Raw genomic sequence first — 25,960 nt, 5'->3', positions numbered from 1 at the left:
CCGAAAAGCAATGAGAGAAAACGAGAACGCTTCAATCGTGGTCTGTATAGAGAACGAAATCGAGTCGAACGACTTATTAATCGCCTATAGCTTAATCGACGAATTGCAACTCGTTATGAGAAATATGCCATCAATTATCAAGCGATGTTGACTATTGCCTCTATATTACTCTGGCTTTAGTTGAAATCTTCTTTCTCCTGTTGCTGGTGATATCGATCACAGTTCCATGGTGATCTTTTAACTTTGCAGACACGCCCTAAAAGTCCTAACATCGACTGTGCAACTCTTCCAGGCGTTAGATTCGACTGTGGTTTTTGCCGGAGACGAAACCTTAGAATAGTGGAGCCTTACTGCAAGAGATTTAACCCTGATACCCATAGCCGATCAACTATAAAGGCTCCACTATTCTTACGGTAACTTCAAAGGAAGATGGTATTCTTTAACTATATCTTTAGCTAGCCATAGTTGCCAGGTCATTAATGGCATCAAATCACTCCATCTTTCACATTGCTGCGGTGTACTTAGGGAGGGGAATGTCCAAGGTAATCTTTGTTTAATGAATCGATCCCAATGGTCAACAGCAAAGCGCCTTAAATATTGGCTCCATATCATTTCTATTGTCGGCATTTTTTTCCCAATAAAGACTAACCACAAAGGTTTCTGTAAAACACCTCTTTTATTGGGTTTTAGTCTCTCAACTATAATCAACTCCATCGACACAGATGAAGAGTTAAGAAAGTGTAATATTGACCATTTTCGGATTCTTAGGAGACCCAATTTTGGGTCGTTTACCTCGATAGTTTCCTTTGCTTCTGACCAAGTTGAATCATCATTTAACTTAAATTTATCACCATGCTTTTTTGGTCGTCCTCGACCACTCTACTTTCCTGGAGACCCCTATAAACAACAGTTGGAGCGAATTATTATCAAGCAATCAGCTTCAATATCTGTTGTTTTATTTACCCAAGAAGCATTGCCATATTCACGCTTCTTGTAAGGCTAAGATTGGCCGCTTTACACTGGTTGCTACTTGTTTGAGTTGCCACGCTGCCTTACTAATTGGAGTTTCAAAACTTGTGATTCTTTCTTAGAAGTTACCGTAGAATAGTGGAGCCTTTATGGGTGTTCGGTTATGCAGAAAAGGTTTAAGTCTTTTGTAATAAGGCTCCACTATTCAAGGTTTCATCCCATGTCTTAACGGCAGTGCCCAACTCCCTTTTTCTTCTGGTATCCATGCTATGGTACTATAACTGTGTCCTTTACTTACTTTTTTGAATGATGATGGGGAATGATGATACCCTCGGTCTTTCAAGGTAGGAGAATCTTCTCAGGTGCGCTTTCCGTTGGCGAATTAAATTCGCCACGGGTCGCACCTCTGGGACTCGATGTATGGTCAATCCCTATCATCACATAGGATGATTCATCTTTATCTGTTGCTACTTCTTCTATATACCTCTTCATTAACTTTTGTCGATTAGGACGACAATCTTGTAATGATTCATAGGTAGAAGACCATTCTCTTCTAAATAAAGGAGACAGATAAAAGTCAGCCAAAGAATTGGCAGTTCTTGTGGTTAAAAAAGCATCAATCAAATTGAAAGTAGCATCCCAGGCACCACCAAGTAAATTATAAGTATCAATTCTAAATTTTTGAAGTCTACTTATGCTAGTATTCATCAGTGAGGGAGTATTTTTAATTTTTTAGCTTTTCAATTTTCTCCCTTTTTACTCTTGTGTTTTTATGAATATTTGTAACGGATAAGACTCTAGAGAGTGACTCACTCCAGCCTTGAACGACTCGGTGACCCACGATTGAATGCACTTGTCGGATTAGCGCTCAGCTGGTGCTGGTGCCGTAGGCGAACGCACTTCTAGGTAAGCGCTATTCGGCGAAGCCGACGCTACGCGAACGCACTTCTGGGTTTAGGGATCGCCTTGAGTATAAATACTTAATTTTTTCATTTTTTGCCCTCGCCAAGCTACCTCAAATACGTAATCATAACGTACTACATTACGAAGTGCGGATTGTGGGTTACTAAGATCTCAGCCCAAAAAGAAGGTTGGGTTATTTTATCATAGTCTAAACTCCAGAGAATAACTACAATATTTACTAAAATAAAATTACGATCCTTTAGTTTAAAATTTAGATGCTTTTGATCTAATAAGGGTAACATTTTCAACAGATAGGTCTTATTGACAATGAAAGACCTATCTTTTTCTAGCACAGATCGTTACACTCTTGACGTATCAATCGTTTCAATCGCTATCGTCGCCCCCCCAGGATCCAAGGAACAACACTACAGATACGAAAATTAGCGCTCCGCCTATTGAGAAAAAGGTGGTAGTAAAGTCCAGCCAATTAATCATTGTTCCAGCTATTACAGGACCAGCAACCTTGCCAGCATTTGCAAATTGGCCGATTAAACCCAGAGATGATCCTAAATTATCTTTATCTACCTTTTTTGTTACTAATGCTACAGTTGATGGCGAAATTAATGCCTGGGTCACCCCCATCAGTACAAATGAAACCAGTAAGACAAAGTGGCTATGAGAATAATTAAATAGTAAGAGTGCTGTGCCTAGTACTGCCATACCCAAAGAGATCGTCAGAAGATATCCCAGTCGATCTCCTAAGCGACCTCCCATCGGTTTAAAAAGCATATGGACAGCCTCTTGAACAGCGAAAAATCCACCGATCAAAGCTGTACTTGTCCCGATGGATAGTGCATAAATTGGTAAGAATGCCTTAACTGCATACAAGGCAATATACATTGTTGTATCGACAACCCCAGTGAACCAAACAGACGGTTTACAACTACTGGTTTTTAAGGCTTGAACAATCTGCTTTGTTAAAGAAGTATGACATTCATTCAAGAAAGCTTTTGATTCCGACAATAGAAAAACTGGCAGAAAGGCTACGCTACTTAGGATGCCGATAACGGTAAAGACCGAAGCAGGAGATAAAATGAGTAGCAACCAGCCAGCAACTGTCGGACCGATGACATAGCTGGCACTGCGTGCCATGCTGAACCAGCCGAATCGCTCTGCAAGATGTTTCTGAGATTGTTCGGCGACGAAAGCCAGAGTCACTGGTCCATAGATAGCAGTTGCTAAACCATGAATAATACGCACAACAAACAGTTGTTTGGGTGTGTGAATAAACGGATAAACAAAGGGGATGAAAGAAAAAAAGCTGGTTCCCAAGAACAGCCAACTACGACGACCCCATCGGTCAGAAAAGATGCCCACAAATGGCTTAAGCAACATACCTGTAAATGTCGAGACGGAAACAATTAAGCCCAGGTAGGCATCGGTAGCTCCCAGTGAAAGAGCAAAGATAGGTAAAAGTGGAGTTTTACCTATCTGGTAGGCAGTGCGCACAATGAAATCGGCAAGTGTGATGAAGATAAAATTACGCGATCGAATCATGTAAGATATTCCTGGATCATCTCAAGTTCAAATGAATTGTTACAAAACTTAAGGCTTGAAGTGTATGAAATATCGATCTTTAATCACTCTGGAGAAATAAAAATAGAATATCACTTTTGAAACCCAAACTGAGACAGGGTTGACAGCCTAATTTTCTAACATTATGGCTGAAATCATCACTTTGACCTCAAAGCCTTATCAATTAAGAGTTTATCTTTTTTCTCTGGTGAAAGTGATTGAAGAGCGATATAGCAGGTCGTGCTGGCGTATTTACAAGTCCTGAATTGAAATCTATCGAAAATCAGTGTTCCCAATTTTTGAGTGTAACTATACCAGCGAGAAGCGCTATAACTAAGTTTCAGCCTTAGCATAAGGGACTTCCAAATAAAAAATATCCAATGACAGGGATAGTAGGGGTGCAAGCCTTGCGCCCCTCCCAGGGGAAGAAGAATCATACCAAATCCTGTTACCATACCCCCCTTATCCGCATAGCCATAGATTCCTGGCATCAAAAGATTTGATCGATTTTTATAAAGGGGTTTTGACAAAAGGATTTGGGATCAGATTGTTCTGTTGCTCGTGCCAATTGGATATTTTATTTCTTGGAGTTCCCTAAGTTCTTGTACAATTGCTGATCCTGTTGACGAACTTTACAAAAGAGAGGTCAAAGCCAATAAAATCGTTAGTGCTCTAATATATCTATGGCATTCCAAGCTTCAATGTTAAGTTAATCAACAGTATCAATTGCTACTCGCTTGCCAAAAATACAAATTTAGAACCTTGCTGATGCAATCCAAGTGCCCCAATTATTACCCGTTTCCGCATACTCGCCGTATAGATATACTTGGTTGGCGTTGCCACCATCACGACAAGCGCAGAAATAGTCTCCCCAGCGACCACCAGTGTAACTGCCTTCGCCAGCTTTAATCAGTCGACTGTTTTCGAGATTGTTAAGCGGTGCTGTAACCCTTCGTCCTGTTTGGCGTACAGAAGCATACTCAGTACTGCCAGATCGACCAAAGACAAGGTACGCATTACGCCGAAGATCAGTCTGAATTGCAGGAAAATAATAATACTTACCCGAAGCACCGTAGCCATTCTGTTGAATGACTTGTTTGCTATCAACATCAATTTCGTACCACTGAACAGCAGAGCGAGCAACTGACTCGCCAGACCAAGTAATCTTAGATGTGTGACAAGTCCAAATTCGCTTGGTGTTTCCAACATATTGAAACACCGCACTCAATAACCGTGAATCATTGGTTTCAATGCGAATGCTAGTTCCTCTCTGCTCTGCGTCAGGAGACAGATCGTAGCTCCGACAAGGAACTTTATCTTGGGAAAGCGAAGCACTACCCCCGCGCCAATAGCCGATCGGATTTTTCAGCGTCCAAAGGGTTAGCGAGTTATCTTTGGGCCAGATCGCATTGACTAGGTATGCTGGTGGGTTGCTTCCCGTACCACGAAAATGTTTGGCTGGCTGTACAGTGAATGCCTCGGAATTATCGGGATTCTTCAAATTCCAGAAGTCGTACCATTTGATGGAGTGATTTGATCCAGTTCCCCCAGCATAGAGTTCAGCTTTGTTGAGAATGCGAAGCTTAGTGTATTGGAATCCTCCGTTGAACTGAAATTGATTTGTAGTAATGTAAATTCCTTGTGTATCAAAGCCCAGCATTGGAAAGTCTGCCCAATTGTTTGTCGGTGTATTACCGTCTCTAGTTGCATCCAATGCCCAAATCCAATAGCGACCAAGGGGGTCTGTTCCTTGCGATACGCCGACCATTAGCCAAGAACCAACAGGGGTACCTCTTCGTGCAGCAACGACCACGATCCAGCGTTTTGCATAATGATCGTAAGCAATGACAGGATCGAATAAGTCAGCATTAGAGGGAAGAACATTGGAGAAAAGAACGCTTAGATTCAGTCGGCGCCGAAGCGTACCACCTTTGGTATAAACAGCATAGTCGGTGTTAACTGCAACCATCACATCATTAGGTCCGACAGCACAAGTACAGTCTGGTGGTCGAAAAGCTGTTTGCGGAATCCCCTCGAAAGAGCTACTGATCGGAGGGGCAAAGGCTCCTGGTTCAGCAGCAAATTCTTCCCCTTCCGGAGTATCCTCTTCATACTCCGCCTCTACGTCAGCATCAGCATTCGATTCATCTGTAAATGCAGCCAGAGATTCTCGATCTGCTTCTTGCGCTGCTTCTTTGAGCCTCTGAAATTCCTCCATAGATACTGGGAATCTCGTTACCATCCACGGAGGTCTTGTTGCTCTTGGAACTGTTGTCATTAGACTCATCAGCTCCTGACCTGTCAATTCCTCAACACTCTGTTTTGCACCCGCACCCGTTACTTCAACTTCACTTCCACCAGCTTCGTAATAGTCAGGCATAGTTTTTTTTCCCTGATTTATTAATAAGATTGTTTGAAGATCTTTTTTTGATTATATCTTTAATTAATATAATAATTATACTAATTATTAATTAGTATATAAGCACCTAAATAAAATTAATAAATTAATTAATTAGCCATTTCCAAATCCCGAAACTCTGATTTACCAAGGGTTGTAGCAAAAGCGAATAGGTAAATATTTCTGTGTGGGTGCTTACTATTGCAACAAAAGTTAACACAGTGCTGTTTACTTTTGTCCTGTACCAGGGTAAGCGCAAGAAAAACGAACTCATAATATGCTATGGGAACTGATGTCACAATCAAGGGATCCAATGGCTGGGGGGCGACATGAGAGCTAAAAAGTAGACTGTATAAGCTTCATAGCTCTCATCCCTCGTAAATAATTACTGGGGGGGTGACATGCAAGCTATAATCCTTACTGGGTAATATGTTCAGCCCATCTGTTACAAAAAGATACATGCTATTTTGAGCTAACCTTGGACGTAGTTATAAGGGTTTGAGCTTTCATAAAATCATTCGTAGGGTCAATTTAAGAGTTTATCTTTCCTGAGATAATTGGCATCAAAGCCTTATCTAGTAAGCTTTTCAGGGCTCATGTCACCCCCTCAAGTGTCCTGTACTGAGGTAATTGTTATGAAAAAGGTGATACAATATGGACAGATATGTAACCTGAATCTAAATATGCACATTTCCCAAGGGCGACAATATGCTTTTTTGTCTATTATTTTTGTCACTCTAATTATTGCCAATATGTTGGAGATAAGAACTATGACTGAAGAGAGTGGAACTAGCTCTGGTGGAGGTATGACTTCAGGAGGGTCGATTGATGCTAACTCTTTACCTGAAGCCTCTGCTAACTCTTTACCTGAAGCCTCTGCTAACTCTTTACCTGAAGCCTCTGCTACTTCTAAAGATGTAGTACAAGAAATTCCCCTAGGATTCCCAATGAGTTCAGAGAATTTCAGGGTACTCAAGCGAAATGCAGAACAACCTTCGCTGCATGATAAAGCTACTCAAGTTGATGAAGACGAGTAGTACAATTCTCAGATTGGAGAATTTTTTGCGGATCAACCGGGAAGATACAGTCTTTAAATTGTTGACGAGCTTCGACGGCTGAACCTTGGGGTTAACCGATATCAATAAGTGCACATGATCCTTCTCCCCGTTGCACTCCACCAATTCAGATTCCTATTTAGCAAGAGTGTCTGAAAATATTTCTATTTAGCGACTTTAATGCCCAGGGCAAACTCATCTAAATTAGATTGACAAATAAGCAAAAATGTGCTAATCAAACCCCAAGTTAAGTTGAGCACCAAATATGAGAGGCTGTTTGAAAAGTATGAGAGACACTTTTCTATAATCTGTTTACCCATGTCACCTCCCCGTTAGCGAAGCGTGTTGTTACCTGCTTCTTTTCAACTGATTGCGCCCTGGTGCCAGCAACACTGCTGCGGAGATGCCGCCCGCTCGGTGTGGCCAAGATAGGGAGTCACTTGTCTCTTCAAGGGGTGGGTTTTCACCACCATCCGCTGGATAGTTAGGATTTTTGAGGTTTTCCTCGCGAATCCCCTTACTCATACCCCTCCTGTTTCAGGAGGCTCTTAGTAAGAACGAGCCGCACTAGTTAAGTCCCCGTTTTTGATAACGATACTTAGCGACAATCGGATAAACTACATTACGGAGCCGGTTGAGAGCTCCCACAGGACGATGAACCACTAAGCCATTCCACGGGGAAAATCGCAGGTTTTCAGCAGAGTCGTATTGTTGGTCAAAATCGATGATCTGATGCTTGACAGTGAGGCGACCAACGGTAAAAAATGGTGACTTCTTCTCACTCCAACGAATTGTGACATCATCGATGGACATTTTCGGGTTGGTTTGGAATTGGATACCAAAGTCCCAGCAATAAAGAGCATCGGTTTTTGATAGTTGTTCGATCAGCTCGTCTCGATAGTAATTGTCCGGTTTGCTTCCATCCAATCCCAGAGCCTTAGCGCGATTGATGAAGGGAAGTTTGGGAATACCTGGTCGGGACTGATATCCCATCCTTTGATGGGGAGGCTGGCATGAAACAGGGGTGAAGGCGTATTTGATCACAGCGGGATAGTCAACAGGAACTAAGCCCGGTTGAGACTGATCAAAATCTGGTTTGAGTCCAAGGGCATAAGCAGAACCACTCCAATACCGTTCCGTTAATAAACTCTTTGGGGTTCGAGCTGTTACTTTAGCTAGGGCTAGCAATTGCCTGGGATGACTCCTGAGCCACTTCTGGGCAGCTTTTTCTGAGTCAACTATGGAGCCAAAAAATTCCTAATAATATTTGATGGTTTTGATAAAAAAGATCTTAGCATTTTGAACAATAATATCTTGAGTATTTGGCTCGTAGCTTTGTTCAAAGCTTTCTCCTTCCACACCAATCACTTTCACAGACATTGAGCGTGTGTCTGAGACATAGTCGTTTTCAACATTTGTTCGCCCATTGGCAAATCGCAGCTGAACAGGATATTGTTTCGGTGTCGCAAAAAGTCCTTGCTTGAGGGAAATCCCATTAAGTTGCTCTTGAGTAAGCCGAGTTCGTTTTGCCAGTTCACTCTTAATGCTCTGTTCATCAAAATCAAAAATTTCTAGGTTTCCCTCCACCGAGGCGTGGGTTTTGGCATGGGTGTCTCGCAAAGCCCGTTCCTGATCCTTGTAAAGCTTATCCATCTGAATCCTGACTTGCTCCGCTACAAGGTCGTAAGAGTTTATTTCGTCCTTTTCGGGATATTCTGTAAATAGCTTCATGGTTATTTTTTAGATAAAAATTTTGAGGAATTGGTTTTGATAAACACTCCTTGAGGATACCAGTGGGTTTGAGCGGGTACTGTCAAATTAAGTGAGCATATAGCTGGCGATTGAGACTGAAATTTTACTTAAATAAATGGTGATTTCTCAATCAGAGAGCTGGAATTTTTACTTTAATTTTTCTTTGACAATACCCGATGCCTTGCTTACGGATTGTCAAATGTTACTTTATAGCTTTTATCCGGCTGTTGAGTATTGCGGTTTACCACATCTGAGAGAGTATTTGTGTTTTGTATTACTTCCCAACCGACCGGGGAAAAGGTTTCTTCGTTGAAGATATTTTCTGCCAACAGGGGATTAGTCAATGCTTGGGAAAACGCATCAATTGCTATCAGTCGGTTAACCAGGGGAGCTACTGCTGCATTTGGTGGCACATCCTCGGCATAGAGTCCCACATAGAATTCAATATTGTTGACATCACCGTATAACCGTTTTAGTTCCCTTTGAGTATCTTCATCCGCCGTGATCTGATCGAAATCCGTCACCCGGGGAAACTTAGACATTTCCCGGTAATCATTATAGCTGGCCAATTGAGCTTGACGACCTAAGTCGATACTTGCCAATTCAACAGGTATTAGGAATTCTGGCGTGTTAAACAAACCAATTTTGGTGCCTGGTTGGGAACAGGTCTCCTCAAACAATTGTCCCAAGCCTTTATTGATCAGCATCTCATTATTCCAGAGGCTATCCACCATCGGAATTTGCTTGCTGTCATAGGTCAGAGTCTCCGGAAGGGCACTGTGCCAACGATATACCAAATTAAATTCCACTGTAAACCAATTCTGGCGATACCACTTCTGATTGGTAAACGCTGGAGGATCGACAATGAAATTGAAGTAATAGGAGGTAATATGATTAACATACTCTTCCAGCACAATTTTCATGATTACCACCATCACGATGTTTCTGGCTGTTTGGAAGAGTCGCTCGTCATCCCAATCGGGATAATGCTTAGCCAGTAAATCACACAGGCGATTGTGTTCCCTCAGACACAGAACATTAAGCATTACATAGCCAATTTGGACATTGGCTCGTTCGACACCCATAGCAAATAGTTTTGCTTTCTTGGCTGGGTCGAGTCGCTTCTCATCATTGAGCGGCTCATACAACCCGTCAAACTCTGGTTTGACCACTCCGTTTTCTGGATCGTCGTAATAGAAGAGGGGATATTCTTCACCATTGATAATCTGGCTTTTCAGTTTCCCGCCCTGATGGGATCTCAGCATGTCTGTAGATTTTCTGTTCAACCCATAGACGGGAGATAAATCGATGCCGTGGTTTGAGGTATTCTTTAATCTATTGTAGTGATCAGTGCGCAAAAAGCCATCGGTAAACCACTGCACCCAATAGGGAAACAGCAGGGTAGACTTCTCGGAATAGATGGTTTTCCCCTCTTTTTTGCGAAACAAAACAGCAAGGTCTTCGAGAGGAGGAAGGTTACCTGCTTTGTTGAATTCTGGATCGGGGGGTAAATGTCGTCCGCTCCAGGTTCGGTCTGTTAATGAGTCCCAAGAAGTATAGGGTGCGATCGCGCTTAACTTATGGGGACGAGTGGGAATTTTGTAGACGACATTGTTAATCATTGTTTTGTTGGCTTGACGTCTTAGATAGTCGTTGCTTTGAATAAACTCCCAAATCCCCTTGAACTTGTTTAAAGCAAAGTTTTATAACCGGTTCCTAAATCCGTCTCTAGATGTATTCCTTTTTTTTGTCATCGAACTAGTTCCCTTTTGGATATATAGCCTTGAGAAATAGGTCATGAAAAACTATGCCTATTTCTCATAACGACAAAAACTACTCGTAACTCTTTCCTACTCTGACATTTGCCCTGTTCGCTGTTCGCTTTTTACCTCACTCCTCTGTTTACATCTCAAATAAAAAGCCTAGAGCAGTATTACTTGTCCCAAGAGTTTTTGTCCCAAGAGTTGTTACCTTTGAAGTTACACATTTGTAATTATAGTGTTCTATCTAATTCTTATCCACAGTTTCAAAGGATTCTGAACCGAGTGGACTGGGCTTCCAGCCTTGAATATTGGCTCGCTTACCTAAAAGCGGTTGGGAGTGGACAATGGGAATGCGCACGGCTTCTTCAAATAAAATTTTATCCACTTGGCGATAGATTCTTGCCCTAGCATCCTTGTCTTGGGTCTTACGACCGGTTTCCAATAGCCGTAGGATTTGGTTATTTTTCCAACGTCCAAGGTCAGCGGTAGCATTAGGTCCGAAGTGGGAATAGTAGAAGTTATCTGGGTCGCCATATTCCCCAGTCCAACCCAATATAAACCCTTGGAAACCAGGAGACTTTTGTCGGTCTTTGAGATAATCTTTCCAGGGTTTGGTTTTTAAAGTAACCTTGATGCCAATCTTACCCAAGTCATCAGCTATGGCTTGGGCGATCGCTTTCGGATCAGGATAGTAGGGGCGGGATATTTTCATATACCAGAGTTCCAGGTCAAAGCCTTTGGGGTAGCCAGCTTCCCTCAGCAGTTGCTTGGCTAGCTGTGGATCATATTTATAGCTACCAAAATTGGGTGACTCAGACCAATCGAGGAGGGGTGGGGTGAAGTGAGCATCACTCTCTCCTAAACCCTGCCAATTTTTTTCGACAATCTTTTGGTGATTAATTCCTAATGCGATCGCAATCCGTACCTTTTGTTTAGAAAGGGGTTTGTAGTTGGTATTGAGGGATAGATATCCGACATTGAAGGAGGGACGGAAAATAGATTTGAGCTTAGCCTCACCAACTAAATTTTCTAATTGCTTAGGAACTAGGTCTGACGTGAAGTCAATCTCTCCAGATTTCAACATGGTCAGCCGCTTCGCAATATCCGGGATGAACCGCACGATTACCTTTTCTGCTTTAGGTAGGTTTGGTTTCCAGTAGTTTGGGCTCTTTTCTAGGATAATTTCCTTGCCATTACGCCACTCTTTGAATTTAAAGGGACCTGTCCCTACCGCTAGAGATGACTCACGACCATACTTAGAACCTGCTTTCTTGATGGCGGTTGGGCTAGCGATACCAAAGTAGCCTGACCCAATCATCGCTGGAAAAATGCTTAAGGGCTGTTTCAGGACAAATTGAATTGTATACTTATCTTTGATGACTATCTGTTGTAATAGGGATTTCGAGTTTCCCTTGAAGCCACCAAATAAATCAGCCCAAATTTGATACTTTCTGTCTTTATCGCGATAGCCATATTTGTTTTCCGGGTCCCACCAACGCTCGACATTGAACTTAACTGCTTCAGCATCGAAATCAGTCCCGTCATGAAACTTGACCCCTTGGCGCAGTTTAAATGTCCAAACTCTGCTATTCCGAGACGCTTCCCAATCAGTAGCTAATCCCGGTTCCAGTTCTATCGTTCCCAGCTTGTATTCCACCAGGCGATTGTAAATTTGTTTCTGGACAACTAGGGATTCCCGGTCGCTGATATTACCCGGTTCTAGGTTTTCTGGTTGTCCCACTGCTCCGTAAACGATTGTCCTTCCCTTGGAATCCTTAGAAGGTTTAGTTGGGGAAGGAGTAGGAGTAGGAGTAGGAGTAGGAGTTGGAGTTGGAGTAGGGCTGGGAGTAGGAGTAGGGCTGGGACTAGGGCTGGGAGTAGGGCTGGGAGTTGGACTCTCAGAAACAGTAGGAGTAGGACTGGGAGGGGTATTTTTCCCAATCCAATTAGAAGGGCTAACGCAGTTAGAGAGAACTATAGTTAGGACAAAAGCCACAAGCAACAGTATGGGTCGCCATCGCCTCATTGATAAAACTCCTTTATATTGCGGCTCTTGCCAGGAATTGGTAACTATTAGTCATTAGTCATTTGTGATTAGTTTTTATTGACAGGACTTACCCTTGCTTCTGTTCCTCAACCATAATTGTAGGGGAGCAATGGTTACGTCATCACTATATGTAGCGCAACTGCTTAAGTCCTTATTGATTTATGTTGATTTGAATACATCTCCGATTATAAAAATAATTTCCGAACTTTTAGGCGTTAATTGTGTTTTTTAAGTGTTTTGCGTTATCAAAAAAGTGGTCAAACCCAAATTAACCAAAAAGTTGGAAGCCAGAACTTTGAGCAGGGGGACCCTGGCTTCCCGCTACCTATCACTAAAGACACCATAACTATGGTAAAACCTATACCTGCCCCGCGTCCCCTCACTCCCTAACTAAGGCAGGGCGCTAACTGATCCAAGGTCTTGACTCTGGAGCAGTTATTATGGTTAACTGCTCACAGTTAAGTACGAGGGTAGCAGCGGGCACGGTTTGTCCTACTCCTAGACGGAGATAGGTTCATTTCTAATTTCGCTTGTAATTTGTAATAAGTCGTATGTTAGGTCTGTATGGAGTAAGCATATGGATGGTGCTTCTGGCAGCAAAAGGCTAATTGGTAATCACACCAATCAAGAGGATGCATTGAACTCAAGCGTAAACTCAAATGCGATCGCAAAATCAAGCTCTATTCTGGACTTGATTTCCTCAAATTCCGATCAAGTCAGGGTATTTGCCTTCGATATCCGAAGCCAACCCTACTATCAGGGCAAGAATACACTTGAACCTTGGGCGTCAAGAGCCCTAGCTGTAGCTGGTTCAGAGGATGTCGTGATCATTCCTGGCAATCTGGATGCAGAGTACTACGACTGGCTGAAAAATCTTGGCTTAGGACCCCAGAAAGTCTTTGCCTTCAACCGTGAAAATGAACCAGCACTGCTCTGAGAGCTGATAATGCAAAAAGCGGATGAAGTTAGAGCATTTCTTGCATCAATTGGAAAACCCTTGGTGTTTGTTCCTTATTATTCGGCAGATGTAGATAAACAGGCGGCGTCAACCATTGATGCCGTTTTTTTTTGGCTGTGATCAGTCTATTACGTTAAAGTATTTTGACAAGTCCACCTTCAAGGACCTGTGTCAGTCTCTTGGTATTCCCACAATACCAGGAACTATCCTGAGTAAATCATCAGACTCTGAGGATTTTGAGACAGAACTGCGACAGGAAATCTTAGGTTGGCTTAGGGATTATGAGACGTTAATGATCCGGGGCGCACAAGGGTGTGTAGGCTCATCACTTCATAAAGTTAACAGCAGTAACCTCGACACTGAGATGCCAAAAATGCTGGCATCGGGAGAGAGTTGTTTTTTAATTTAGCCATTCCTCAAAGTCATTACATCCCCCAATGACCAGTGGATGATTGGCAGCAATAGAGAAATTGCTCATCTGGGCATAACATGCCAGCTGTTTAATGGGTTACAACATATCGGTAACGTGAAAGGAAAACCCTATTCAAGACGGATAGAAGGGTTAATTCGCGATTACTCCTTCAAAATAGCCCAACACATGCGAGATGATGGCTATCTTGGCATCTTAGGCATCGATTATATTGTCACAGATCAAGGAATATTTCCCATCGAAAACAACGCCCGACTGAACGGATCGTCCTTTGCATTTTTCATTCTTGACAATTTGTTTGGTACTAGTGACTACGATGGATGCTGGAAGGTGTTGAGACTTAAAATCGAACCCTGTAGTTTTAGCACCCTACGGGAAAAGATTGGTTCCTTAATCTACCAGGGTAATGGTACTCCAAATTTTGTCTTTCCTTATGAATTTGACACCTTACGAACTCAAGGGTATGTCACTCTATTAATTGTAGCTGAGGATTTACATCACCTGGAATACGTTGAGAAAGAGCTATTATCTAAACTAGAAATAGCAGCTCTTAATTGAACTAAGGATTGATATAAAGCAGATACGGCAATCATCAGATTAATTTATCCATTTACAGGGTAAATGGTAAACCTAGGCATATCAATTAGGTATGTAAAGTTAACCTAGGCTTTTTCCCTTTTCTTTTTTATTCTTGATTTTACATTAATTAAATAAAACAGATGATTATAGTGATTCATAATCTAAACCAAATCAATATGCACATTATCAATAGCCCAGTTATCGAATCCAGAACCACTATGGTTAAGCTGTAGCCAGCGGAACTGAGTAGCACTAGTTATAGCATCGGTGTCAATGGTCTCAGTAATAGTTTTCCAACTGATGTAGTCTTCTGTGTCATACAAACCCAGTCTTATCCAAGAGATACCGCTATCAATGGAATATTCAAGAGCGAGATCTTCCCCAGAATCTGCATTCTCCCCTCCATTATTACTATTACCAATGATATTACCAATGATTAGGTCAAAGGAAATAGTACCGCCATGAGAAACATCTAGGGCTTGGGTAATAGCATAACGGGAGTTATCTTCTGGAGAACCGCCATCAAACCAAAGGGAGTTGCCATCGCCACCAAAGTTGGTATTAACTTGACCATTGCTAATTTATGCCCATTGGCTATTATCGCTATCCGGGTCAAAGTCATGTTCAAACAGTCAACCGTAGAATCGGCCATATCCACCACTCCTATACTCACGGTAAACGTGCCAGCTGTTGTAAACTCGTAAGTAAATGTTTTGTAGCCAGTCTGTGAATTAAAATAAGTCGTGGAGGCGACAAAGTCACTATTTGTATCTGCTAGTTCCAACAGGTCCCCTGAGGATATAGAGACAAAGGCAAAATCGTTATATAGCTATAATAAACGCTATATTTTATTTAGCCAGGATAGGATTAGGCATGTTCGGATTGGTTATTAGCATTAGTACTAATCATAGTTTAAAGTTTAGGTAAAGTAGCTGGTATAATCTTGGTATACTCAAACAAGTCAACGGTCGATAATGGGATGTCTAGAAGCCTCACTATTATCAAGCTTGGGTTTTGGTAACTTTAAAATTAGTAATTTTGATTACTCCTAAGCCATTACCCATTACCCATTACCCATTACCCATTAGTCTGTAGTAATAAGTTTTTTTATGCATGCTCTATCAATTCCAACTTGGATTATTCACATTTCCAGTGTTATCGAGTGGATTGCTGCAATTTGGTTAATCTGGACCTATGGTGAAATTACTGGCAATCGTGCATGGTGGGCATTGTCTTTTGCTATGTTACCAGCATTGGTCAGTGCTATGTGTGCTATCACCTGGCACTTTTTTGACAACCAACAATCCCTGGAGTGGATGGTAACACTCCAAGCAGCGATGACGGTTGTAGGTAACTGTACCCTTTGTGGAGCAGCTTGGTGGATTTGGCGTTCAGCGTAGGGTTGCTACCAATGCCAGGGATAAGTTTTACGGTAATCACTCAGCTTAAGCGCTACTTGAGATGCTACTTGAGGTGCTATCAGCTATCAGCTATCAGCTGACGGCTGACGGCTGACAGCTAACGGCTGACGTTTTCCGAATCATTTTGACAAGCATTTTTCCTTATCTTCAGATGATTTCTAAAGACACATTATTTGCTATTTCCCTATTTCCTTACCTAGGATTCTTATGGTTTCTCACTCGTTCTGGACAAACACCCCGTTTAGCGCTAATCGGATTTTACGTCCTCTTGGTGTTTGTTTTTGTTACCATCCCAGCTGGGATTTATTCCAAGGTAGCTTATCAGGAAGCATTAGCTGATGTGGATTGGCTACATGGTAGTGCTGAGTTTTTTTTAACCCTGTCCAATACTTTAGTAGTACTGGGCTTCCGACAAGCAATTATGGAACATATAGCAAAGGGAACAGGGAGTAGGGAGTAGGGAGTAGGGAGTAGGGAAGATGGCCTCAAAAATATCTGTTCGTAGATAGGGCAATATATTATTATAGATAAAAGACCGACTGCTGACCACGATAATGAGCTACTGTCTCAATCCCACTTGCCCCAATCCCCAAAATCGAGAAGGAACTAAATTTTGCATTGCCTGTGGCTCGAAGTTGCTGCTCAAAGAGCGATACCGAGGGATTAAACCTATAGGTCAAGGTGGATTCGGTAAAACCTTCTTGGCTGTGGACGAAGATAAACCTTCCAAACCTCCCTGCGTCATCAAGCAGTTTTTTCCCCAAGCCCAGGGAACTAACACGGTTCAAAAAGCAGCTGAGTTATTCACCCTGGAAGCGGTACGGCTGGATGAGTTGGGCAAACATCCTCAAATTCCGGAACTGCTGGCGTATTTTTGTCAAGATAGCCAACAGTATTTGGTGCAAGAGTTTATCGATGGACAAAACTTAGTCCAAGAACTGGCCAGTCGGGGTGGATTTAATGAAGCACAAATTCGGGCGCTACTGGATGATTTGCTGCCATTGCTGCAATTTGTTCATCAACATCATGTCATCCACCGGGACATCAAGCCAGAAAACATTATTCGCCGCAGGAGTTTAAGGTCTTCGGTTGTCGGGGGAGCAACCCAGGTCCCAGGTCAACTGGTTCTAGTTGATTTTGGAGCATCGAAAGCTGCTACTGGCACTAGTCTAGGCAAAACTGGGACAGCGATTGGCTCATTTGGTTATGTATCACCAGAGCAAAGTATTGGTAGAGCAGTTTTTGCCAGTGATATCTATAGTCTTGGTATCACTTGTATTCATTTGTTGACCAATAGGCACCCCTGTGATTTATTTGATGTCAGGGAGGGTGTCTGGATTTGGCGCAACGTTTTGAGTCATCCTATTAGTGATCAGCTTGGTCGCATCTTAGACAAGATGATAGCAGGGGCTATTAACCGACGTTATCAATCAGCGGCTGAGGTAAGTAAAGAGTTGCATCTTAAGACAACTCCCGCAACACCTCTAAGGCAACAAAAACCAGTTACACCTCTAAGACAACGAAAACCAGTTACACCTATCAAACCTACTGTACCATCAAAGCCTGCAGTTGGGGGATTGAATAAAAGGATTGCTCAAGAATTAGAAGAATTGAAGTCTGAAATTATGGGTAATCCGACCCCTAACTCAAAACATCCAACTCTTGGCTCTAAGGTTGCTGGTTCTAGCAGTTTACCGAAAACTAAAACTAAACTTGATCGGGAATTGGAGGAGATTCAATCTGAGTTTATTGGCTCTTCTAATCCTCAGCAAAATCCTGGTTCAGGTTGATAAAGAAGGGAGTAGGGAGTAGGGAGTAGGGAGTAGGTAAGAGGGAAGTCGGAAGAGGAAGATAACCGGGAGTTAGTAATGCAATTATCTGGAATTTATCAACAACGACTTGAAGTGGCTACTCAGCTTGGCAGACAAGAGGGACTAGTGCAGGGGAAACAAGAGGGACTAGTCCAAGGTATGCAAAATGAACGCCGTAGTATGGTCACTTACTTATTGCGATCGCGTTTTGGTGAACTAGACCAGCAACTCCTCGCCATCATTGAGCCATTGATTGCACTCTCTCCAGAAGAATTTACCCCCCTATTGCTAAAATTGTCTCGTCAAGAATTATTGGCTCGATTTTTGTAAGCTATCAGACTCAACTCTTGATGACTGGAGCAATACGGGCATCAAATCCGCTAGCTTTAAGAGCATTAACGGTTACTTGGTCATCTTGCACCCAGTATTTAGAATCAAAACGGACAAATTGATACTGCTGGGGTGTAGGAATAGTTGCCAGTACGGGTACTTTTGCCTGACGTTTTTTACCGGAATGTTTTTGCAGAATCGATTTTAATTGGTTAAGGTTGTTTGTCGTAACTTGCTTAGGGGTAAGTTCTACTACTACTGTTCGTAAAGTTTCAATTAGCTCAGCATCCTCAATAATCAGCTGAATTTTTTCATCTCGCTCATCCACCTTTGCCCAAATAATTAAACGGGAATCGGCTTGCAGTAATGAACTAATTTTTTCGTAAGTTTTCGGGAATACAACTCCTTCAGCTTGACCGGTCAGATCTTCTATCTGCACAAAGGCCATGCGTTGATTATTTGTTTTGGTGAGGTGAGGCTTAACTTCAGTGAGCATCACAATAGCACTCAAAGTTGTCCCCTTCTTTTGGTCTCCTAACTCGGCCAAACTGACAGGAGAAAGCACTTGAGCTACTGGACGGGCTGATTTTAAAGGATGGTCAGATACATAAAAGCCAAGCAATTCTTTTTCCCAATTTAATTTTTCTTGGCGTGAAAAATCAGAAACTGCTGGAGCGGTCGGAGCAGATTCCCAAGCATTATTGTTCTGATCTTGCTCAGAATTAGTGTTGCCAAACATATCAAAAATGTTCAGCTGACCACTTTCTCGGTCTTTGGCACGGTCTTGCCCCCAACTAATCACTGGGTCGAGGTCTTTGATAAGTTGCTGGCGGTTGGGCTGAATGCTATCAAAGGCACCACAGTAAATCAAAGCTTCCAAACCACGGCGGTTAAGGGTGCGCAAATCGACGCGATCGCATAAATCTGCCAAAGCCTTAAACTCACCACCAGTCTCCCGAGCCTTGAGAATACAATTAATTGCTCCGTGTCCCAAATTCCGGATTGCTGAAAACCCGAACAATATACTATTAGACATTGGGGTAAAATCAAAATCAGAACGATTAATATCCGGTGGCAAAATCTCAATCCCCATGGTTGAGCAAGTAGCAATATATTTCTGTATCTTGTCCGTGCTGTTACTACTCGCTGTCAGCAAGGCTGCCATATATTCAACTGGATAATTCGCCTTGAGATAGGCAGTTTGATAGGTTACATAGCCATAGGCGGTGGAGTGGGATTTGTTGAAGCAATTGGAAGCGACAATACCGTTTGCCAAAATAAAGTTATGGTCGCTCTTGACACCAATATCATAGACAGGTTGAGTGCCTAAGGATTTGCGGCTGATGATTTTAACCATCCCATGAATTTCTCCTTTACTCTGTAGACAATTGGAGATTTAACCTCCACACAAACTATAGTTTTTTTTGTTCAGATAAACAAGGGGTCTACTGTCAATTTTGATAACACTTTTATTTATGAATTGACGGTTGACTGTTAAGTGTTTGCTGTCCACAAATAACTGTCAACCGTCCACAAACAAGCAGTTATTTATTTACTTCTGATCTAATTCCTCCCCAGTATCAAAAATAATCACAAATTCGACATCAGGCATCAGCTGTCGGAGACTGCGCAGGTGACCCTCTGCATCTGAACGATTACGAAAGCGAGCAACAACCACTCGTTGCATTTTGGGTAATAACCGCACAATTACCCACGGACTAAGACGGTCGCGATAGGTCATAATAAAATTATCTCCTATGTTACTAGGGGTAATAGCCAGCCCCGTAGTTGTTCACTCTGAGGGGGCTGGTTTTTTACCTTATTAATTAAGGTCACTTTTATTATAGCACAAAAATATTTTTTTCGATATTTTTTTTGGAACAAATTGTAATTTACATATCACTTAATTAGTACATAATAATGGTGCATTGTTAAGGAATTTAACAGGTAAATATAAAATTGTATTTGCCATTAATACTTAATAAGTAATATAAACAATATAATAGCGATTGCTTAATTGCTGAAACAGAATTAAAAAAGTCGAGTAGTCAATGTCATGCTTGGACTATATACAATGGAAATGTTTTATTTTATTGTAAAAAAAAACTGAGGATGTCTTTCCCCTCTTGCCTCTTGCCTCTGGGTGCATCTCAATGCATGTTGTTTGACCTGGTGGGTGGAACGGGCATCTTGCCCGTTACAATCGGGCAGCAACCTAACCCGGGCATTGAGGCTGAAAATTAGGGCGAGCGCCCCTAACGCACCCTACAGAACATTTAGGTGCGCGCCCGTTCGCGCCCCGCGTCGGCTTTGCCGATAGGCGCGCTTTAATTCTTAATGGGTCAAGCGCACCTTTTCAAATATGAGATGCACCCTTGCCTCTTGCCTCTTGCCTCTTGCCTCTTGCATGCATGCCTAAAGCCCTTGCGCGTAGCGCTATAATACTTACCTACCGATTAACCAGACCTTAGCCAGATTGAGGGATGCTGGTCTCGGCTCCAAAGTTGCTAAGGCAAGCAACTCAACCAGTTTGATTGTCTACGGGATCCCATCGAGCCTGTCTGGCAACTGGCGTCCTAACCGTCGTGCCGGTTGCTATAAATGGACTTACTAGGGTTTCAGCCTGCAATGATTCCCCAAAGGCTTCGCCCCTAGGACTTTTCTTGCCGCGCTCTGAGGACAACTAGGCGTGGGTCTTCTTGCGGATTAGGCTAAAATATAAACTTTTATTACATTGTTTCTCAGAAACAGGACTAAGAGAACCTTCATTATTGTATCTTCATAGAGATATCCATAAACCTTTTGTATAAATTCAAGGACAAACAAATGTTCGATGCTTTTTCCAGAGCAGTAGTTGCATCAGACCAAAAGGGTGAATTTCTCGGTGGTGATGGCCTAAATGCTCTCAAAGAATTTGTTTCTTTGGGAAACCGCCGTCTAGATGCTGCGAGCTTCATTACTAGCAACTCTAGTTGTATCGTGTCTGATGCTGTATCTGGTATTGTGTGCGAAAACGAGGGTCTGACAGCACCTGGTGGTAGTATCTATACCAATCGTAAAATGGCTGCTTGCCTTCGGGATGGGGATATCGTTCTACGTTATATCACCTATGCTATTTTGGCAGGAGATGCTTCTGTACTCAATGACCGTTGCTTAAATGGCTTAAAAGAAACTTACTCCGCATTAGGTGTTCCTACAGGTAGTGTCAGTCGTGCTGTCAACATTATGAAAGCTGCTGCTCTTGCCTTTGTAACTAACACAGCTTCTCAGCGCAAAATGACTGTAACTCAAGGTGATTGCGCCTCATTAGCCTCAGAAATTGGTGGTTATTTCGATGCAGTAACGACAGCGATTAGCTAACCTTAGCTGGTTAGACAAGTTTTAATGCTGATTAAAGGAGTTTTAATCAAGCTGTTGTTTGAGCTGCAATTACATTAATTGAAAAATAGGAGATAATTGAGTCATGAAATCAGTGTTAACCACTACGATTGCTTCAGCAGATACCGCAGGTCGGTATCCCAGTGGATCTGATTTAGAATCTATTGCTGGTAATATTCAACGGGCTGATGCGCGTCTAGAAGCAGCAGACAAGCTAGCTTCCAACTACGCAGCCGTTGCTAAAGAAGCTGTTGATGCAGTTTATGCAGAATTTCCCGACGGAGTTAGCAAAGGTTGCACTCCTGAAGTACGCAAAGACAAATGTCTTCGCGATGTAACTACCTACCTACGCTTAATTAATTATTGCTTAGTTATTGGTGGTACTGGTCCTCTTGACGAATGGGGTATTGCGGGAGCCCGTGAAGTTTACCGCTCCCTCGGAATCAATACTGCTGCTTATGTGGCTGCCTTCACTAAAGTAAGAGATCGTATCTGCGTTCCTCGCGATATGTCTGCTCAAGCTGCCACAGAATTGACTGGTTATATCGACTATTTAATTAACTCTATGTCCTAGGGACATTGCCATCAATTTAATTTGATGAGTTAATTCTCTTTATAAAACTCTGGGCAGGATGCTTAGCTTTATTGGTTAAGTTTACTGCTCAGGGTTATTTAAATTTATCAGTTGGTTTTTGATTGGTTTTTGACAGATAATTATGAATTCTACAAATGATATTAACGAAGGACTTTTACAGGCAAGTAAAGATGGAGATCTAGAAGTCGTAAAATCCCTAGTAGCCCAAGGGGCTGATGTCAATGTTAAGGATAAAGAAAATGCCACTGCTCTAATGCGTTCTGTATCTCGTAACTATAGAGAGATTGTGGAATTTTTGATCGAGAAAGGAGCTGATGTTAATGCCATCAATGATTGGGATTATACCCCATTAAAATATGCTATCAAACTCAACTTAAAAGAAATCCAGCAAATTCTCAGGGATAGCGGAGCAAAAGAATAAATTACTATTATGATTGCTGAGATAAACGCTCAATTAATAGAGGCAGCTAAGAGCGGTGATACTAAGACTTTAAGTTTATTACTTGAAAACGTTACTAATATCGATGGAAAAGATAATCTCTTTGGTAGAACGGTATTGATGTGGGCAGCGCGGGAAGGGCAAACTAAGACCTTACAAGTTTTACTTGAAAAGGGTGCGGAGGTAAATGCGATAGATAAATATGGCGGAACCGCATTACAGGCAGCAGCATCATCGGGACATACAGAAACCGTAAAAATCTTGCTCAACTATGGAGCAGATATTAACCCTCAAGATCAACATGGTTGGACTGCACTGATGATGGCAGCAGCTCATGGTCATATAGATGCGGTAAAAACCTTGCTTAAAGTTGGGGCAGATATTAATTCCCAAGACGAATATGGTTACACAGCATTGATGATGGCTCAAAAGCAAGGTTATAGCGATATTGTCAAACTGCTCAAATCCTCAATTTAAAGATGACTAGTCCTTTTCTAAACTTATTTCCTGGTTTATCAGAAGAAAAAGCGATTGAACTTTTGGAAACACCAGTAGAAAAACTCAAAGAAAAATATCACCGTTATCTAGCAGCAGCTCATTTAGTAAACTTTCCTACGGAACGCTCAATCAAAGCACTAATCAAAGTTTTGCAAGACCCTAATCCTGCACGGGAAAATCGTCAAGCACAGCGTAAAGCCATCGAATCATTAGGACGCTTAAAGGTTAATCATGCCATCGAAGTCATGGAACCTTTCTTGGCCGATAATGATCGCTATATGGTAGAAAATACTGTTTGGGCAATCGGCGAGATTGGGACATCTAATCAGGACATTCTGGAAAAAATTGCTCAATTATTAGAGAAAGAAGGACAAATTTATCGAGTAATCATTCAAACTCTAACTAAACTCAATTATAAACCAGCATTGGCAAGAATTGCTCGATTTACGGAATCAGAAGATTCTGCCATAGCTTGTGCAGCCATAGCTGCTACCTGTAAGTTATCAGGAGATGACAATCAAGTCCATCGAATTATCAAATTCTTGAATGATAAAAACATTCACGCCCGGCGAGGAGCGATTCAAGACCTGATGGATTTAGAATACGATGGGGCTATTCCTGATATAGCTGCTGCTCCTGTTTCCCAATCTCTACGTCTTCGGGGAATGCGATTTTTAGCAGATCAGGCACAAGAAAAAGGAACCGTTGATGATTCGGTAATGGAATCGAGTTTTGATTTAGCAATTTGGGATCATCCTCAAGACCTTAAAATGGCTTATGAATATCCCCAAAAACCGAGTTTGGAAAGAGTAATTCAAGACCTCTACAATACAGATTTTGCCTATTGTTATTTGGCAAGTAAGGCGATGCTCGATTTTTACCCTAATGCTGGAGAAATATTAAAAAAATCTTTTGACGAAAACGCTCAGGAAGATTACGGAGCTCACTACCATATTATTAAACTATTTGGTTGGTTGAAATACGAACCTGCTTACGATCTCTTTGTGGATACCTTACTTAATTTGGGAGACAAATTTGTCAAATCGAGAATTGCAGCTGCTATCTCTTTAGGTAACTTAGGTAACAAGCAAGCAATTCCCCATTTAAAAGCTGGTCTTGAAAGTAAAGTTTGGAAATTAAAGTATGCTTGTTTATTAGCATTAGATTATTTGGGTGATTCAAGTGGTCGCGCTCTTTGTGCTAATGACTCTGATTGGCTGATTCAACTAAAGGGAAAAAGTTACCCCCCTCAGGGTAAGCAGGGTAGGGAGGTAGACCAGGGAGATTAAGGGACTTGATGTCCCGAAAATCCCCAAACCCCAAACTATGTTATTTAGTAAACTATGTTACATTAGTATATTTAAAGCCAGAACGAAAATCATATTTTTCTTGTTTGTCGTAAGGGGTGCAGGTTGACTGAGAGTACTCAGCTAATGACTTAAAACCTGGCGGACAAAGTGCTGGACAGATCTCGTTAATATCCTCCCTTTGAGGACAGCTGTAGACTCCTGCCCAGCGATTCCTAAATCTCCCCTTAATCTCTTCGGAGAAATTAAATCCTGCTTGTTGGGCAATACGGATAATTTCTTCGGGCTGGGCATCTTTTAATTGTGCTTTCAATGATTCATCTTTTTTGACAGCAACAATAAAGTCCATGAGTTGTTGTTTCGACATAAAAAACAAGATCTTTTGTAAGTTGTTAAGTTTATGTGTTGAGCCCGAATTTTTTAATCCTGAAACATTTATGCTGAGTTAGGTCAGCGACCAGTGTTCAATACCAGTGTTCAATACCAGCCAGTGTTAAATTATGCAATCCTGTCCCACTCTTAAAAAAAATTTAAAAAAAACCTAATCTATCTAATCTATCTAGATTAGATAGATTAGGTTTAATCATTAGTTTTAAGGTTACCTAGGACAATTGCTGGTGGTCACAGAGGAGCTTTTTAAAGTGCCTCAGTAATGCTAAGAATCTTACCTCCTACTTCATGAATATTCTGAAATGCTTTTGACATACAATCAAAGCTTACTGTTATCTGTTGTTTGCTGACTTTTTGCGCACGAGCGAAGTCGTTGGAACTAGAATAGGTAATCTTAAAACGTTTACCAGTATTGTCATAGTTCGCACCATTGCCGATAGCAAGGGGCTCGATTGGAGTAGCCATATTGGAGGCAACAGAGGTAATTAATTGAGCACTGTTATTTCTGTCGCTAGTAGGAGAACCTCTTAACAATGAAAACATGCGATTGAAGCTTTCGTTGTTGAGACCAACTTGGGAACGAATATTACGAGGATAAGGAACAATATATTCTCCAAAGTTCAAAATATATTCTTCGCTATCGATGTAGGAGTCAATCTCAGCATCATATCCTTGTTCGTAATAGATTTGAACGTGGTCTTGAATTTCTTGTTGAGATTGAGGCGCACGACCTAACAAATGTTTGAAATTCAGTTCAATAAAGCGGTATGGAGAAGAGGAATGGAAGAAAAGTGACTTATATAAATTGGATTGAGCGATTATCCTCACAAACTGACGAACAGTAATGTCATCATCCCGGAGAAGTGCTTCAGCACTTTCCAGACGTTGTTCTTCCATTAAATGCTCATTTCCCAAGACTTGCTTGTAAACAGCCCTAATGATGATTTGTAAATCCTCTTCAGTCTGATTAGGACGCATTTCTAAAGGGTTTCCTTCAAAGGCATCCAAACCGAGGGTTGCCGAACGAGCTAAATTTCCCATCCACTTTCTCCTAAATACTAAAAAAGCTTAACTTTTAAAATCGTCTTTAATTGCTTGATTAAGCAATCCATACTAAAAATAACCAATAGGTGCGATCTTGTCCTAATTTATGATAAACAAATTTACAAAAATTATTATTTGGAAAATTTGGTGGTCGATCAGCACAGTGTGCGATAGCTGATCAAGTCATGCCAACTCCAGGTTACGTCAGCTAACCCGGCCCTTTCTGCTGCAGTATTGCCCTTGCGACTATGGACCCAAATCGACTTGAAATCGCTGACCATCAACCTGACTGTGGCCTCAGTCTACTCCCAGGCTTGA

At 41.8% G+C, this 25,960-nt stretch carries 27 protein-coding genes and 2 pseudogenes; 13 read left to right on the top strand and 16 right to left on the bottom strand.

The window, feature by feature from the left end; translation table 11 throughout:
* Window positions 1-408: 408 nt before the first annotated feature.
* The 4 genes from F6K51_RS16110 to F6K51_RS16095 all read right to left on the bottom strand — a co-directional run bounded on the left by F6K51_RS16110 (window position 409) and on the right by F6K51_RS16095 (window position 5,827).
* The gene (locus tag F6K51_RS16110; RefSeq protein ID WP_293021767.1) at window positions 409-612 is read right to left on the bottom strand and encodes a hypothetical protein; all 204 of its coding nucleotides are present in this window, start codon (window positions 610-612) and stop codon (window positions 409-411) included.
* A 696-nt stretch (window positions 613-1,308) separates the two neighbouring features.
* A complete protein-coding gene (locus F6K51_RS16105; RefSeq protein ID WP_293021765.1) occupies window positions 1,309-1,677 on the bottom strand; it encodes a hypothetical protein in 369 nt (122 codons plus the stop codon).
* Window positions 1,678-2,256: 579 nt separating this feature from the next.
* Window positions 2,257-3,429, bottom strand: coding sequence for an MFS transporter (locus F6K51_RS16100; RefSeq protein WP_293021763.1), 1,173 nt, complete (start codon window positions 3,427-3,429; stop codon window positions 2,257-2,259).
* Window positions 3,430-4,201: 772 nt separating this feature from the next.
* Window positions 4,202-5,827, bottom strand: a complete 1,626-nt coding sequence (locus F6K51_RS16095) for a hypothetical protein (RefSeq protein WP_293021761.1) — start codon at window positions 5,825-5,827, stop codon at window positions 4,202-4,204.
* Between the two features lie 653 nt (window positions 5,828-6,480).
* On the opposite strand from F6K51_RS16095, the gene F6K51_RS16090 reads away from it, so the two are divergent.
* On the top strand, window positions 6,481-6,882 hold the full coding sequence (locus F6K51_RS16090; RefSeq protein WP_293021769.1) for a hypothetical protein: 402 nt from the start codon (window positions 6,481-6,483) through the stop codon (window positions 6,880-6,882).
* A gap of 15 nt (window positions 6,883-6,897) precedes the next feature.
* Here F6K51_RS16090 and F6K51_RS16085 read toward each other — a convergent pair.
* The 6 genes and pseudogenes from F6K51_RS16085 to F6K51_RS16060 all read right to left on the bottom strand — a co-directional run.
* A pseudogene (locus F6K51_RS16085) lies at window positions 6,898-7,026 on the bottom strand (transposase); the annotation flags it as partial.
* 222 nt (window positions 7,027-7,248) lie between these two features.
* Entirely contained in the window at window positions 7,249-7,425 is a 177-nt protein-coding gene (locus F6K51_RS16080; protein WP_293021759.1) for a hypothetical protein, read from the bottom strand.
* A 42-nt stretch (window positions 7,426-7,467) separates the two neighbouring features.
* Window positions 7,468-8,088: a catalase gene (locus tag F6K51_RS16075; protein ID WP_293021757.1), complete on the bottom strand. Its 621-nt coding sequence runs from the start codon at window positions 8,086-8,088 to the stop codon at window positions 7,468-7,470.
* A 69-nt stretch (window positions 8,089-8,157) separates the two neighbouring features.
* Window positions 8,158-8,631, bottom strand: a complete 474-nt coding sequence (locus F6K51_RS16070) for a hypothetical protein (RefSeq protein ID WP_293021755.1) — start codon at window positions 8,629-8,631, stop codon at window positions 8,158-8,160.
* Window positions 8,632-8,837: 206 nt separating this feature from the next.
* Entirely contained in the window at window positions 8,838-10,274 is a 1,437-nt protein-coding gene (locus F6K51_RS16065; protein WP_293021753.1) for a peroxidase family protein, read from the bottom strand.
* 385 nt (window positions 10,275-10,659) lie between these two features.
* Window positions 10,660-12,441 (bottom strand): ABC transporter substrate-binding protein, encoded by a 1,782-nt coding sequence (locus F6K51_RS16060; protein WP_293021751.1) that lies wholly within the window; start codon window positions 12,439-12,441, stop codon window positions 10,660-10,662.
* A gap of 598 nt (window positions 12,442-13,039) precedes the next feature.
* Here F6K51_RS16060 and F6K51_RS16055 point away from each other — a divergent pair.
* The 3 genes from F6K51_RS16055 to F6K51_RS16045 all read left to right on the top strand — a co-directional run bounded on the left by F6K51_RS16055 (window position 13,040) and on the right by F6K51_RS16045 (window position 14,408).
* A complete protein-coding gene (locus tag F6K51_RS16055) occupies window positions 13,040-13,399 on the top strand; it encodes a hypothetical protein (protein WP_293021749.1) in 360 nt (119 codons plus the stop codon).
* A gap of 118 nt (window positions 13,400-13,517) precedes the next feature.
* A complete protein-coding gene (locus F6K51_RS16050; protein ID WP_293021747.1) occupies window positions 13,518-13,829 on the top strand; it encodes a hypothetical protein in 312 nt (103 codons plus the stop codon).
* 39 nt (window positions 13,830-13,868) lie between these two features.
* A complete protein-coding gene (locus F6K51_RS16045; protein ID WP_293021745.1) occupies window positions 13,869-14,408 on the top strand; it encodes a hypothetical protein in 540 nt (179 codons plus the stop codon).
* A 182-nt stretch (window positions 14,409-14,590) separates the two neighbouring features.
* On the opposite strand, the gene F6K51_RS38460 is transcribed toward F6K51_RS16045, so the two are convergent.
* Together F6K51_RS38460 and F6K51_RS16035 are read right to left on the bottom strand one after the other, a co-directional pair.
* Window positions 14,591-15,010, bottom strand: a complete 420-nt coding sequence (locus F6K51_RS38460; protein ID WP_365939971.1) for a hypothetical protein — start codon at window positions 15,008-15,010, stop codon at window positions 14,591-14,593.
* Window positions 14,902-15,213 carry a hypothetical protein gene (locus F6K51_RS16035; protein ID WP_293021743.1) on the bottom strand — a complete coding sequence of 104 codons (312 nt, stop codon included), beginning with the start codon at window positions 15,211-15,213 and terminating at the stop codon, window positions 14,902-14,904. Before F6K51_RS16035 ends, F6K51_RS38460 begins: the two co-directional genes overlap by 109 nt.
* Before the next feature lie 325 nt (window positions 15,214-15,538).
* Between F6K51_RS16035 and F6K51_RS16030 the strand changes: the two genes are divergently transcribed.
* The 4 genes and pseudogenes from F6K51_RS16030 (at window position 15,539) to F6K51_RS16015 (ending at window position 17,991) form a co-directional block, all read left to right on the top strand.
* Window positions 15,539-15,829, top strand: coding sequence for a DUF2499 domain-containing protein (locus tag F6K51_RS16030; RefSeq protein WP_008184715.1), 291 nt, complete (start codon window positions 15,539-15,541; stop codon window positions 15,827-15,829).
* 172 nt (window positions 15,830-16,001) lie between these two features.
* Window positions 16,002-16,310, top strand: coding sequence for a DUF3593 domain-containing protein (locus F6K51_RS16025; protein ID WP_293021741.1), 309 nt, complete (start codon window positions 16,002-16,004; stop codon window positions 16,308-16,310).
* A gap of 94 nt (window positions 16,311-16,404) precedes the next feature.
* Window positions 16,405-17,310, top strand: a pseudogene (locus F6K51_RS16020) (serine/threonine-protein kinase); the annotation flags it as partial.
* Window positions 17,311-17,718: 408 nt separating this feature from the next.
* Entirely contained in the window at window positions 17,719-17,991 is a 273-nt protein-coding gene (locus tag F6K51_RS16015; protein ID WP_229415399.1) for a hypothetical protein, read from the top strand.
* 10 nt (window positions 17,992-18,001) lie between these two features.
* On the opposite strand, the gene F6K51_RS16010 is transcribed toward F6K51_RS16015, so the two are convergent.
* Both F6K51_RS16010 and F6K51_RS16005 read right to left on the bottom strand, forming a co-directional pair.
* Complete coding sequence (locus F6K51_RS16010) at window positions 18,002-19,348, bottom strand: OB-fold nucleic acid binding domain-containing protein (protein WP_293021737.1); 1,347 nt, start codon at window positions 19,346-19,348, stop codon at window positions 18,002-18,004.
* Window positions 19,349-19,543: 195 nt separating this feature from the next.
* Window positions 19,544-19,732 carry a hypothetical protein gene (locus tag F6K51_RS16005; protein ID WP_293021736.1) on the bottom strand — a complete coding sequence of 63 codons (189 nt, stop codon included), beginning with the start codon at window positions 19,730-19,732 and terminating at the stop codon, window positions 19,544-19,546.
* Between the two features lie 1,085 nt (window positions 19,733-20,817).
* On the opposite strand from F6K51_RS16005, the gene F6K51_RS16000 reads away from it, so the two are divergent.
* From F6K51_RS16000 to F6K51_RS15980, 5 genes are all read left to right on the top strand, one after another.
* On the top strand, window positions 20,818-21,351 hold the full coding sequence (locus F6K51_RS16000) for a phycocyanin subunit beta (RefSeq protein ID WP_293021735.1): 534 nt from the start codon (window positions 20,818-20,820) through the stop codon (window positions 21,349-21,351).
* A gap of 103 nt (window positions 21,352-21,454) precedes the next feature.
* A complete protein-coding gene (locus tag F6K51_RS15995; RefSeq protein WP_293021733.1) occupies window positions 21,455-21,943 on the top strand; it encodes a bleomycin hydrolase in 489 nt (162 codons plus the stop codon).
* Window positions 21,944-22,085: 142 nt separating this feature from the next.
* The gene (locus F6K51_RS15990) at window positions 22,086-22,385 is read left to right on the top strand and encodes an ankyrin repeat domain-containing protein (RefSeq protein ID WP_293021732.1); all 300 of its coding nucleotides are present in this window, start codon (window positions 22,086-22,088) and stop codon (window positions 22,383-22,385) included.
* A gap of 9 nt (window positions 22,386-22,394) precedes the next feature.
* Window positions 22,395-22,880, top strand: coding sequence for an ankyrin repeat domain-containing protein (locus tag F6K51_RS15985; RefSeq protein WP_293021730.1), 486 nt, complete (start codon window positions 22,395-22,397; stop codon window positions 22,878-22,880).
* A gap of 2 nt (window positions 22,881-22,882) precedes the next feature.
* Entirely contained in the window at window positions 22,883-24,190 is a 1,308-nt protein-coding gene (locus F6K51_RS15980; RefSeq protein ID WP_293021728.1) for a HEAT repeat domain-containing protein, read from the top strand.
* Window positions 24,191-24,242: 52 nt separating this feature from the next.
* Here the strand turns inward: F6K51_RS15980 and F6K51_RS15975 are convergent, their stop codons facing one another.
* Window positions 24,243-24,575, bottom strand: a complete 333-nt coding sequence (locus tag F6K51_RS15975) for a Nif11-like leader peptide family natural product precursor (protein WP_293021726.1) — start codon at window positions 24,573-24,575, stop codon at window positions 24,243-24,245.
* 269 nt (window positions 24,576-24,844) lie between these two features.
* Window positions 24,845-25,639: a phycobilisome rod-core linker polypeptide gene (locus tag F6K51_RS15970; protein ID WP_293021724.1), complete on the bottom strand. Its 795-nt coding sequence runs from the start codon at window positions 25,637-25,639 to the stop codon at window positions 24,845-24,847.
* Between the last annotated feature and the right edge of the window lie 321 nt (window positions 25,640-25,960).

It is taken from the genome of Moorena sp. SIO3I8 (assembly GCF_010692325.1).
In the GTDB taxonomy this organism is placed as follows: Bacteria; Cyanobacteriota; Cyanobacteriia; order Cyanobacteriales; family Coleofasciculaceae; genus Moorena.
Note: the sequence above shows the minus strand (reverse complement) of the source record. Positions and strands in the feature narration are given on the sequence as shown.

Coding starts and splice junctions, on each gene's coding strand:
- F6K51_RS16110 (WP_293021767.1), bottom strand. CDS start 612: ATGATATGGAGCCAATATTTAAGGCGCTTTGCTGTTGACCATTGGGAT.
- F6K51_RS16105 (WP_293021765.1), bottom strand. CDS start 1,677: ATGAATACTAGCATAAGTAGACTTCAAAAATTTAGAATTGATACTTAT.
- F6K51_RS16100 (WP_293021763.1), bottom strand. CDS start 3,429: ATGATTCGATCGCGTAATTTTATCTTCATCACACTTGCCGATTTCATT.
- F6K51_RS16095 (WP_293021761.1), bottom strand. CDS start 5,827: ATGCCTGACTATTACGAAGCTGGTGGAAGTGAAGTTGAAGTAACGGGT.
- F6K51_RS16090 (WP_293021769.1), top strand. CDS start 6,481: ATGAAAAAGGTGATACAATATGGACAGATATGTAACCTGAATCTAAAT.
- F6K51_RS16080 (WP_293021759.1), bottom strand. CDS start 7,425: ATGAGTAAGGGGATTCGCGAGGAAAACCTCAAAAATCCTAACTATCCA.
- F6K51_RS16070 (WP_293021755.1), bottom strand. CDS start 8,631: ATGAAGCTATTTACAGAATATCCCGAAAAGGACGAAATAAACTCTTAC.
- F6K51_RS16065 (WP_293021753.1), bottom strand. CDS start 10,274: ATGATTAACAATGTCGTCTACAAAATTCCCACTCGTCCCCATAAGTTA.
- F6K51_RS16060 (WP_293021751.1), bottom strand. CDS start 12,441: ATGAGGCGATGGCGACCCATACTGTTGCTTGTGGCTTTTGTCCTAACT.
- F6K51_RS16055 (WP_293021749.1), top strand. CDS start 13,040: ATGGATGGTGCTTCTGGCAGCAAAAGGCTAATTGGTAATCACACCAAT.
- F6K51_RS16050 (WP_293021747.1), top strand. CDS start 13,518: ATGCCGTTTTTTTTTGGCTGTGATCAGTCTATTACGTTAAAGTATTTT.
- F6K51_RS16045 (WP_293021745.1), top strand. CDS start 13,869: ATGATTGGCAGCAATAGAGAAATTGCTCATCTGGGCATAACATGCCAG.
- F6K51_RS16030 (WP_008184715.1), top strand. CDS start 15,539: ATGCATGCTCTATCAATTCCAACTTGGATTATTCACATTTCCAGTGTT.
- F6K51_RS16025 (WP_293021741.1), top strand. CDS start 16,002: ATGATTTCTAAAGACACATTATTTGCTATTTCCCTATTTCCTTACCTA.
- F6K51_RS16015 (WP_229415399.1), top strand. CDS start 17,719: ATGCAATTATCTGGAATTTATCAACAACGACTTGAAGTGGCTACTCAG.
- F6K51_RS16010 (WP_293021737.1), bottom strand. CDS start 19,348: ATGGTTAAAATCATCAGCCGCAAATCCTTAGGCACTCAACCTGTCTAT.
- F6K51_RS16005 (WP_293021736.1), bottom strand. CDS start 19,732: ATGACCTATCGCGACCGTCTTAGTCCGTGGGTAATTGTGCGGTTATTA.
- F6K51_RS16000 (WP_293021735.1), top strand. CDS start 20,818: ATGTTCGATGCTTTTTCCAGAGCAGTAGTTGCATCAGACCAAAAGGGT.
- F6K51_RS15995 (WP_293021733.1), top strand. CDS start 21,455: ATGAAATCAGTGTTAACCACTACGATTGCTTCAGCAGATACCGCAGGT.
- F6K51_RS15990 (WP_293021732.1), top strand. CDS start 22,086: ATGAATTCTACAAATGATATTAACGAAGGACTTTTACAGGCAAGTAAA.
- F6K51_RS15985 (WP_293021730.1), top strand. CDS start 22,395: ATGATTGCTGAGATAAACGCTCAATTAATAGAGGCAGCTAAGAGCGGT.
- F6K51_RS15980 (WP_293021728.1), top strand. CDS start 22,883: ATGACTAGTCCTTTTCTAAACTTATTTCCTGGTTTATCAGAAGAAAAA.
- F6K51_RS15975 (WP_293021726.1), bottom strand. CDS start 24,575: ATGTCGAAACAACAACTCATGGACTTTATTGTTGCTGTCAAAAAAGAT.
- F6K51_RS15970 (WP_293021724.1), bottom strand. CDS start 25,639: ATGGGAAATTTAGCTCGTTCGGCAACCCTCGGTTTGGATGCCTTTGAA.